Source organism: Bacillus sp. XT-2 (genome assembly GCF_025696525.1).
GTDB classification, from domain to species: domain Bacteria; phylum Bacillota; class Bacilli; order Bacillales; family Bacillaceae; genus Bacillus; species Bacillus halotolerans.
The window spans coordinates 363,335-373,916 of sequence record NZ_JAHVOC010000003.1; the positions used below are offsets into that span (position 1 = coordinate 363,335).

9 protein-coding genes and 1 riboswitch are annotated in these 10,582 nt (G+C 46.2%); of the genes, 1 reads left to right on the forward strand and 8 read right to left on the reverse strand.

Annotation, left to right across the window (positions count from 1 at the left end):
- Positions 1–32 precede the first annotated feature (32 nt).
- Positions 33–2,705 (reverse strand): calcium-translocating P-type ATPase, SERCA-type, encoded by a 2,673-nt coding sequence (locus KXD37_RS11565; protein WP_188323721.1) that lies wholly within the window; start codon positions 2,703–2,705, stop codon positions 33–35.
- 121 nt (positions 2,706–2,826) lie between these two features.
- Here KXD37_RS11565 and rqcH point away from each other — a divergent pair, with 121 nt between their 5' ends.
- The gene (rqcH, locus tag KXD37_RS11570) at positions 2,827–4,539 is read left to right on the forward strand and encodes a tRNA modification protein RqcH (protein WP_106020672.1); all 1,713 of its coding nucleotides are present in this window, start codon (positions 2,827–2,829) and stop codon (positions 4,537–4,539) included.
- 38 nt (positions 4,540–4,577) lie between these two features.
- Here rqcH and sirC read toward each other — a convergent pair whose 3' ends face one another.
- The 7 genes from sirC to KXD37_RS11605 all read right to left on the reverse strand — a co-directional run bounded on the left by sirC (position 4,578) and on the right by KXD37_RS11605 (position 10,287).
- Entirely contained in the window at positions 4,578–5,066 is a 489-nt protein-coding gene (sirC, locus tag KXD37_RS11575; RefSeq protein ID WP_188323804.1) for a precorrin-2 dehydrogenase, read from the reverse strand.
- The gene (gene sirB, locus KXD37_RS11580; RefSeq protein ID WP_101863357.1) at positions 5,047–5,832 is read right to left on the reverse strand and encodes a sirohydrochlorin chelatase; all 786 of its coding nucleotides are present in this window, start codon (positions 5,830–5,832) and stop codon (positions 5,047–5,049) included. Before sirB ends, sirC begins: the two co-directional genes overlap by 20 nt.
- On the reverse strand, positions 5,833–6,606 hold the full coding sequence (gene cobA, locus KXD37_RS11585) for a uroporphyrinogen-III C-methyltransferase (RefSeq protein WP_103671396.1): 774 nt from the start codon (positions 6,604–6,606) through the stop codon (positions 5,833–5,835). It abuts the gene before it with no gap.
- A 100-nt stretch (positions 6,607–6,706) separates the two neighbouring features.
- Complete coding sequence (gene cysC, locus KXD37_RS11590; RefSeq protein WP_103671395.1) at positions 6,707–7,300, reverse strand: adenylyl-sulfate kinase; 594 nt, start codon at positions 7,298–7,300, stop codon at positions 6,707–6,709.
- A 12-nt stretch (positions 7,301–7,312) separates the two neighbouring features.
- Positions 7,313–8,461: a sulfate adenylyltransferase gene (gene sat / locus KXD37_RS11595; RefSeq protein WP_106020670.1), complete on the reverse strand. Its 1,149-nt coding sequence runs from the start codon at positions 8,459–8,461 to the stop codon at positions 7,313–7,315.
- A gap of 48 nt (positions 8,462–8,509) precedes the next feature.
- Positions 8,510–9,574 carry a sulfate permease gene (gene cysP, locus KXD37_RS11600; protein ID WP_024121348.1) on the reverse strand — a complete coding sequence of 355 codons (1,065 nt, stop codon included), beginning with the start codon at positions 9,572–9,574 and terminating at the stop codon, positions 8,510–8,512.
- Positions 9,575–9,585: 11 nt separating this feature from the next.
- On the reverse strand, positions 9,586–10,287 hold the full coding sequence (locus KXD37_RS11605; RefSeq protein ID WP_024121347.1) for a phosphoadenylyl-sulfate reductase: 702 nt from the start codon (positions 10,285–10,287) through the stop codon (positions 9,586–9,588).
- 158 nt (positions 10,288–10,445) lie between these two features.
- Positions 10,446–10,551: riboswitch (SAM riboswitch) on the reverse strand.
- Between the last annotated feature and the right edge of the window lie 31 nt (positions 10,552–10,582).

Genomic DNA, 10,582 nt, shown 5'->3' on the forward strand with positions numbered 1-10,582 from the left:
TGCTATTACCCCTAAGATTATATCATATGAATTTATTTTTTTCTTGTCAAAAGTGACCCCGCCAGCAAAAAAGTAGGGATGGCCGACATGCCGATGACCAGCATCCAGTCTCCCGGCGTGATGGAAACCGTATGGAAAATCGGCTGAAGCGGCGGATAGTAAATGACCACCAGCATCAGTAAAATCGATGACAATACAGCGCCGATCAGATACAAGTTTTCAAACGGATTTCTGGAAAAAACGGACGTTTCGCTCCGGCAGTCAAATACGTGAATGAGCTGAGCCAGCACCAACGTCGCAAACGCAATTGTCTGCGCATAAGACAAATTCTCAGGATTGCGGTGATACACGATGATAAAAGCCAAAATCGTGGCAGCACCGATTAAAAATCCTCTGGAGACCACCTTCCATCCAAGCTTGCGGGCAAACACCCCTTCTTTCGGGTGACGCGGCTTCCGCTTCATAACGTCTCCTTCCGGCTGATCCATGCCGAGCGCCATCGCCGGCAATCCATCTGTCACCAAGTTGACCCACAAAATCTGAATCGGCACGAGCGGCAAAGGAAGGGCAAGCAGCATGGCGAAAAGCATGACCAGAATTTCTCCTACGTTAGAAGCCAGCAGGTATCGGATAAATTTTCTAATATTTTCATAGATGTTTCTGCCTTCTTTTATCGCTGATTTAATGGTTGCAAAATTATCATCTACGAGAATGAGGGATGATGCTTCCTTCGCCACATCCGTTCCTGTAATACCCATGGCAACGCCGATGTCAGCCTGTTTGATCGCGGGCGCGTCATTGACGCCGTCTCCTGTCATTGCAACGATATGTCCGTTTTCCTGATACGCTTTGACAATTTTCAATTTATGCTCAGGAGAAACGCGGGCAAACACATACACATCCTCCACTACGTCAGAAAGCTCTTCTTGCGAAAGCTCATTCAGCATCTGGCCGTCCATGATTTTTCCGCTTTTCGGGAGGAGGCGCAAATCTTTCGCTATAGCTTTTGCTGTCTCAACATGATCCCCTGTAATCATGACAGTCTTAATTCCCGCTTCACGGCATTCTTTAATCGCCTGTCTGACTTCAGGGCGCGGCGGATCTATGATGCCTGAAAGGCCAAGCATTGTCAGATCTTTTTCCGCCTGCTCCATTGACGGTGTTTCCCCTGCTTTTACCGGTCTATAGGCAACCGCAATCGTTCGGAGCGCCTGGGAAGCCAATTGCCGTAATACTGCCTCTGTTTCTGCTTTTCTCTCATTTGAGAAAGGAGCGGCAGAGCCGTCATAATAAATACGGGAGGACCGCTGCATCAGTACATCCGGCGCGCCTTTCGTAATGATATAGCGCTTTCTGTCCTGATCCTCTACAATGACAGTCATCATTTTTCGTGCTGAATCAAACGGAAACTCCTCAATCACCCGGTAATGGGATTCCACAAACTCCTTTGAAAAGCCGCCTTTTCTTGCCGCAGTGAGCAGCGCTCCCTCTGTCGGATCTCCGTCAAGCACATAGTCACCGTTTCTATTCTCAATATTCGAGTTGTTACAAAGCGCTCCGAATAACAGCATTTGCTCCAGCGGCTTATGCTCATTCACACTGACCTCTTTATCGTTCAGTGTGAAGCCTCCTTTCGGATCGTAGCCCGTGCCCGACACTCTCCACGTTTTCCCTCCGGACCATACATGTGTGACCGTCATTTTGTTTTGCGTCATTGTTCCTGTTTTGTCTGAACAAATAATAGAGGCACACCCAAGCGTCTCAACCGCGGGAAGCTTTCTCACGATTGATTTTTGCTTGATCATACGCTGTACACCCAATGACAGCGCTACTGTCACAATGGCTGGCAGCCCTTCTGGAATGGCGGCTACCGCTAGCGAAACACCGGCTAAAAACATACTGTACAGATCGTGTCCTTGGATCACGCCGACAGCGACAACAAGTACAGTGAGCAGCAAAGCGACAACAATTAAAATTTTCCCGAGCTGCTCGAGCCTTCTTTGCAGCGGGGTTGACATAGTTCCCGCCGATTCAAGCATGTCAGCGATTTTCCCCATAGCCGTGTTCATTCCTGTACCGACGACAACACCGACACCGCTGCCGCGGGTGACGATGGTTCCCATAAAGGCCATATTCGTAATATCCCCCAGCGACACATCGGGTTTTTTCAATTTATCCGCATGTTTCACAACCGGGATTGACTCTCCGGTTAACGCTGATTCTTCAATTTCCAGGCTTTTCGCTTCGACAATCCGGACATCTGCTCCAATCCGGTCGCCGCTTGTAAACTTCACAATGTCGCCCGGCACCAGTTCTTTAGAAGGGATCTTTGTCCAGCTTCCTTCCCTGAGCGCCATCACATGAGGAGTTGACAGCTCTTTTAATGCCTGAAGAGATTGCTCTGCACGCCGTTCTTGAAAGAACCCAAGTATGCCATTCACAAACACAATCGCAATAATCGCAACCGCGTCCACATATTCACCAAGAAACCCTGAAATTAATGTTGCCGCAAGCAGCACAAGCACCATGAAATCTTTAAACTGCGCCAAAAACAAGATAAGCGCTGATGTTTTTTTCCCTTCTTGAAGCTCGTTTGGCCCATGCTTGTCGAGGCGTTTTTTCACCTCTTTTTCAGTTAATCCTTGTTTCATGGACGTATTTGTTGCCTCTAATAAATCTGTTTGTCCCATTTCATGAAACTTCATTCCGCTCGTCCACTCCCCTGCTCTCTTATAGAGATATCACTCTATAAGCATGCTTATTCTGACTCGTCCCATTTCATGCTATAATTATCGAATGCAGGAAGAATGAGAGGGTGTATTATATATGTCGTTTGATGGCATGTTTACATACGGAATGACACACGAACTGAACGAGCGAATAATGGGCGGACGGATCACGAAAGTCCATCAGCCTTATAAGCACGATGTGATTTTTCACATCCGCGCCAATGGAAAAAACCAAAAGCTTTTATTATCGGCACACCCAAGCTATTCACGGGTGCATATCACGGCACAAACGTATGAAAACCCGAGTGAACCGCCGATGTTTTGCATGCTGCTAAGAAAGCATATTGAAGGCGGATTTATTGAAAAAATTGAACAGGCGGGCCTTGACCGCATTATGATTTTTCATATTAAAAGCCGTAATGAAATCGGCGATGAAACGCATCGAAAGCTTTATGTCGAAATTATGGGCCGCCACAGCAATATCATTCTGACGGACGGAGAGGAAAATGCGATCATCGACGGGCTGAAACATCTATCACCGTCAATGAACAGCTATCGCACCGTACTGCCGGGCTACGATTATAAGCTTCCGCCGGCCCAGGACAAGATCTCACCGCTAGAAGCGACTGAAGATGACATGTTGCGTCATCTCAGTTTTCAAGAAGGACGGCTAGATAAACAAATTGTTGACCATTTTTCCGGTGTTTCTCCGCTCTTCGCAAAAGAAGCTGTCCACAGAGCGGGCCTTGCCAACAAAGTGACACTGCCAAAAGCGTTGCTGGAGCTCTTTGCAGAGGTAAGGGAGCACCGTTTCAACCCTAACATTACGACTGTTAACGGGAAGGAATATTTTTATCTACTGGAGCTAACTCACCTTAAAGGAGAAGCACGCCGATTCGATTCATTAAGTGAGCTGCTGGACCGTTTTTATTTCGGAAAAGCTGAGCGGGACCGGGTTAAACAGCAGGCTCAGGATCTTGAGCGGTTCGTTGTGAATGAACGGAAAAAGAACGCCAACAAAATCAAAAAACTAGAAAAAACACTGGAGTATTCGGAAAACGCTAAGGAATTTCAGCTTTACGGGGAGCTGCTGACTGCGAATTTATATATGATGAAAAAAGGCGACAAGCAGGCTGAAGTCATCAACTACTATGATGAGGAAAATCCGACAATCGCTATCCCGCTGAATCCGAACAAGACGCCTTCAGAGAATGCACAGGCCTATTTCACTAAGTATCAGAAGGCGAAAAACTCAGTTGCCGTTGTCGAAGAACAAATCAGGCTGGCTAAGCAAGAAATTGAATACTTCGACCAGCTGATTCAGCAGCTGTCGTCCGCTTCTCCGCGTGATATCAGTGAAATCAGAGAAGAGCTTGTGGAGGGGAAATATTTACGTCCTAAGCAGCAAAAAGGGCAGAAAAAACAAAAACAGAACAACCCTGTTTTAGAAACATACGAATCCTCTTCCGGTCACACTATTTTAGTCGGCAAAAACAACCGTCAAAACGAGTATTTAACGACCAAAGCAGCTGCCAGAGACGACATATGGCTTCACACGAAGGATATCCCGGGCTCCCATGTTGTCATCAGAAGCAGCGAGCCGGATGAACAAACAATTATTGAAGCCGCCACAATTGCAGCTTATTTTTCAAAAGCAAAAGATTCAAGTTCTGTGCCTGTTGATTATACAAAAATCAGGCACGTCAAAAAGCCGAACGGCGCAAAGCCCGGATTCGTGACTTATGACAGCCAGCATACCGTCTTTGTCACGCCTGATGCGGATACTGTCATAAGGCTGAAAAAAAGCTGATTCATATAAAGAAAAGCCAGAGCAGCAACTGCTCTGGCTTATTTATTTCTTCTGATCTGATAAAGCCTGTCTACTTCGCTGACAAAGTGGCCGTCAATGAGCACGTCCACTTTTTCAGCAAGTTCCTTCGTATGCTTTGGACTGGCTCCGTTTGTCGAAACAGAAACCGTAACATGCCCTCTTTTTACGATTTTCGGCATGTACACATTGCCCAGCTCAGCGTCACTGGCACAGTTGACAAGCTGGGAAGGCGATGCATTTTGCGCAATTTCTTTATTCACAGCGGCGTCATCCGTCGCGGCAATAATCAAAAAAGCATCGAGATAATCCTCTTTCTCAATCTTCCGGCTCAGCCACTTGATTTGGCGATTGTCTGCCATCTGCCTGATTTCCGGTTCCGCAACCGGACTGACAAGCGTAATATCCGCTCCCTCAGAAAGCACCGTTTTTAACCTTCTGAGCGCAATACTGCCGCCTCCTGCGATCACAACCTTTTTCTTCTGCAAACTAATGTGAAGCGGGAGCATATGAGCCTCCGTCAAAATTAAATTGCCCCTCATGGTTGTCAGCAGTTTCTTTCACACGATGTAAAAATGCCTTTTTCACATGCGGGTGGAAACCGATATAGGAAGAGAGGTAGACATTTGAATTTTCGGCCTTCAATTTCTGGACCTCACGTTCAATCTCATTCATCAGCATCCCGGTAAACAGCAAATACGGAACAATAAAGGTCGTCACGCCGTCATCTTTTTTCAGCTCAGAAAAAACCTCTTTGTAATTGGGACCGCATGCTGTCATAAAACATGGAATCACTTCCTTGACGGGCATGATGTTTTGGAGCAATCCGGCAATGCCGGTTACGTCTCTTTTTACATCTGGGTCTGAGCTTCCCCTGCCGATGAGCACAACCTTGGCGTTTTCGTACGGAACGCCTATGTCTTTAACACGATGATAGACAGCTTTGACAACTTCTTCGTCAATCCCAATCGGACTTCCGTATGAGATATGGACGGAAGGATACCGGGATGCGGCACGGGCAATTTCTTCCGGAATATCATGTTTTGCATGAGCAGCCGTTAAAAGAAGCAGAGGCACCACTGCGATATGAGTGGCGCCTTGCTTCACACATGCTTCAAACCCTGTCTCAATTGCCGGCTCCTGCAACTCTAAAAAACTGATTTCCTGAACAGGGGCAGAGATGTGCGCTTTGCATCCTTCCAAAAATGCAGCGGCCTCTTGCTGAGCCTTTTTTACCCGGCTGCCGTGGCCGACATATAAAATCGCTTGTTTCATTTACAACGCCTCGCTTAAATCTTGTTTTTTCAGCTCAGATTCAAACCATTCCAGCTTATAGTGATAATTTACAACATTTCCAACAACAATTAAACTCGGATTTTTAATGTCTTCTTTTTTCACCGTTTCTGAAAGGGTGTCAACTGTACAAAAAACAGATTTTTGCTTGTCCGTTGTTCCCCAATGAATAAACGCTGCCGGAGTAGAACCGTCCCGGCCGTTTTCCAGGAGTTTTTTTTCGATCTGCTGCACATTTTTAATGCCCATATAGATGACAAGTGTATCAATCCCTGTGGCCAGCGCTTTCCACTTTTCCTCAAAATCCTCTTCTTTTTTATAATGCCCCGTTACAAAAGCCACGTTAGAGCCCGCGTCCCGATGAGTGACAGGAATCCCGGCATAAGCAGCCGCCGCGATTCCCGATGTGATACCGGGGACAATTTCAAACGGAATGCTATTTTCAGAAAGGCATTCCGCTTCTTCCCCTCCTCTGCCGAACACAAATGGGTCTCCGCCTTTCAATCTGACAACGGTTTTCCCTTTTTGCGCATACTTCACAAGAAACCGATTGATGGTTTCCTGCTTCATTGTATGAAAATCTGGAAGCTTCCCGCAGTAGATCAGGTCCGCCTGCTCCTTGGCATAATGCAAAATCTCTTTATTTACTAATCTGTCATATAGGATTACATCAGCTTTTTCAATGGCTTTCAGCGCTTTAATTGTCAGCAGATCAGGATCTCCGGGACCCGCTCCTACAATATATACTTTCCCCATCGTCTTTCCCCCGATCTATTCGAGTTCTTCCAGAACGTTCGCTGTGATGTTGTTCTTGTTTGCATTTTCGGCATCTGAGAAGAACACAGCTGAGCGGCGTTTAGCTCAGTTGCTGCTTTACAAACTCGATCAGCTGATTTTTGCACTCTTCACGATCATATTGTCCTGAGTCAAGGACGAGCTCAGGAGCTTCCGGTTCTTCATATGGAGAATCAATGCCTGTGAAGAACGGAATTTCTCCGTTTCTTGCTTTTTTGTAGAGCCCTTTTGGATCTCTTTGTTCACAAATATCGAGGTCGCATTTAATATAAACTTCGTTAAATTCGCCTGCTTCCACAAGCTGGCGAACCTGGTCTCTGTCCTCACGGAAAGGAGAGATAAAAGCAGTAATGACAATGGTGCCCTGCTGCACAAAAAGTTTCGCTACCTCTCCGATTCGGCGGATGTTTTCTTTTCGGTCTTCATCAGAAAAACCGAGATCTTTATTTAAACCGTGGCGAATGTTGTCACCATCCAGCACAATAACTTGGTAGCCTTGCACAAAAAGTTCTCTCGCAGCAGCATTGGCAATGGTTGATTTGCCTGATCCGCTTAAGCCCGTCAGCCAGAGAATGGAGCTTTTATGCTTGTTTTTTTTCTGATACTCTTCTTTTGTAATAGAGGCTTCATGCCATACGATATCGCGATTTGTCACTGCCAGTCCCCCTTAAGAAACGCCTGCTTCTTCTTTTTTCTTCATGCCTTTGATTAACACCTCTACAACTTCTGCGCGGCTGAATTCTGCAGGCGGCAGTACACCGTCTCTCAGCATCCCTCTTACCTTGGTGCCTGATAAAATCACGTGGTGCTCTCTGCCATGCGGACACGTTTTCGCTGTTCCCATATTTCCGCATTTTTCGCAGAAGAAGCTGTGCTCGAATTTCAGCGGTGTAATGCCGAGTTCTTCAGGTTTAAATGTGTCAAACAGCTCCTGGGCTTCGTACGTGCCGTAATAGTCACCGACACCGGCGTGATCGCGGCCGACAATGAAATGCGTGCAGCCGTAGTTTTTTCTGACAAGCGCATGGAAAATCGCTTCTCTCGGACCGGCATAACGCATTGCAGCCAAGAAAACGCCAAGGAAGACACGGTCTTTCGGGTAATAGTTGTCAAGAAGCACTTGATAGCTTTCCATCCGGACATCAGCGGGGATGTCATCAGATTTTGTTTCGCCGACAAGCGGGTTTAAAAACAAACCGTCCACTGTCTCAAGAGCCGTTTTTTGAATATATTCATGCGCTCTGTGAACAGGATTTCTCGTTTGGAAACCGACAATTGTTTCCCAGCCTTTTTCTGCAAACTGGCGTCTTGTTTCCGTCGGTTCAAATGTAAACTCAGGGAATTGTTTGGAAGCTTTTTTAATCAGTGTGATCGGACCGCCGACATATGTATCACCACGGCTGAACAGCTTTTTTACCCCCGGATGAGCCTGATCATCCGTTTTATACACGTTAACAGCTTCTTTTTGCTTGTCAGGCACGTATAAGTCTTCGATTTGGATAACGCCGTATGTTTCTCCGTCATACGTTAATTTTACTGTTTCGCCGACTGACAGTTCGGCTGCTTTTTGTGCATCTACCGGCAGCGTGATCGGAATAGACCATACAACACCAGAAGCAAGACGCATGTTTTCAACAACAGATACGTAATCTTTCTCATTAAAGAAGCCTTCGATCGGGCTGTATCCTCCGATTCCGATCAATTCCAGGTCGGCAAAAGAAATCAAATCAAGTTCAATTTCTTTCTGAATGCCGCTTACCTCATATGACTCATTTACTCGGTTTACCAGTTTTCCTCCATGTGGTGCTAAGCTCATAATATTCATTTCCTCCTAGTTAACAGATAAAATAACTCAGATTAATAGTTAGATTCCCCCGCCTTGATCGTGGACAGAGCGTCTCTCTTTACGAATGGCTTTTGTCAGGCTGACGGCACCGCCTGCCGCTAAAAGCACACTTACCATGATAAAGATTGAATAATAATCCGCCTTTAAAAACATAGATACAAGCAGATAGGAGATGGATAAAGATAAAAACGGCGACACGATCCATACTTTCAGCATCGTTTGAACGACCTGTTTATGAAATACGTTTGGTCCGTTTTTCGCCATGCCTATTCCGATAATAGACGATGACGTTACTTGCGCCAAGGGCACCGGCATTCCAAATATAGAACTGATGATCACCAGCCCTGCTCCTGTTCCGGATAGGAGAATGCCTTCCCCTTTTGAAAACCGCGTGATTTTCTTCCCGTTTGTTTCTAACACCCTGCGGCCTAATATCAGTGCGCCCAGGGCTACAAAAACTCCCCCATACAGGGTTCCTTTCGCTACATCCAGTACGCCGGCAGCCACTAACGGTCCAACAGCATTCGCTACATTGTTCATGCCCGCAGAAAATGCTTCAAAAAAACCAGCGCATAGCAAAAGGATGCCAAGGATGTTTTGTTTACGGGAAGACGTAATTTCGATTTTAAAATAACGAAACAGCTTTGCTACAAAAAATGTAAAACCAAAAGCGAACAGCGGAACGAAAATCCAAAATGAAACAATAATCAGAAGATTGTTTACAAACAATACTTTGTACGCAACGCCCACACCGACAACCGCCCCGACCGTGACTTCACTTGTCGATAAAGGAATGCCGAGCAGATTAGCTGTAAAAAGCGACAGTGCAGCAGCCCCGATAATGATGCAAACAATCGTCAGCGTGATCGTCTGTTCCGGGATAATCCCAGAGCTGATGGTTTTCACAACTTCGCCCCCGCCAATGACAGCCCCGGCCAGAACACCAACGGCACATATGATCAAAGCGTAGGTTTTCTTTTTGACGGCCCCAGAGCCGTAAGCAACTCCCATTGAAGCTGCAGCGCCGCTTGCGCCAATATTCACTGCGAAAAACAAGCTAAATAAAATAGCGGCTAATTCCATTTTGCAGCTCCTTATTCATGCAGTCCGCATTCTGTTTTCGCCATACCGTTCCATCTGCCTGAGCGCAGGTCCTCTGCGGTAAATGCAGGTGACGTACAAGGCGCGCAGCCGATACTTGGATACCCTTGATCGTGGAGCGGATTGTAGTCCAGCTCATTCCGAGAGGTGTATCTCCAAATGTCTTTCCAAGTCCAATGGATAAGCGGGCAAACTTTTACTGATTTGAATTTCTCATCTTTGTTTAAGAAATTCGTATTGGCACGGCTTGGCCCTTGGTCGCGGCGCAGGCCGGAAAGCCATGCCGGGTGGCCGGAAAGCGCCTCTCTTAAAGGAACGATCTTTCTGAGATAGCAGCATTGGTTCGGCTCTCTTTCCCACAGTTTATCACCATGTTCTTCCGCCTGTTCCTCAAGAGTAAGGTTCGGTTTCTTCAGGATGATATTGAGGCCGGGATAGCGCTCTTTCACGCGTTCTATCGTTTCATAGGTTTCTTTAAAATGAAGCCCTGTATCGAGAAATACAATCTCTGCGTCTTTTTTCACTTTATAGATTAAGTCAATCAGAACGATTCCTTCAATTCCGAAACTGCAGGCATAAACAAGCTGATTGCCGTAATGGCCGTAAGCCCATTTTAAAACTGACAGCGCCCCTTTATAAGGATCGTCCTCCGGAAATGTAATCGTTGGTTCTTCCCAATTATCGTACGTTAACATTTCTTCTTTCCTCCTTTCGGAGACAAACAAACAGTAGCTTTCTGCCGGTTGTCTTTCCCAATTGTAATGTGATGCGGCTGCTGTTATCTCCGTAAACAGCCCCTCTTAAAATAAAAAACTTTCAATCCGGCGGAAAGAAAGACAGGAACTGCATGTAGCCCTTATCTTTCAAAATGGAATACATTTTGCTGGAAGTAGCACCTTACACATTGTGCAGGTTGCCGGGCTTCATAGGACCAGTCCCTCAGCCGCTCTTGATAAGTTTTTCAGATTTGTAGTAAATTTTAGCACAATT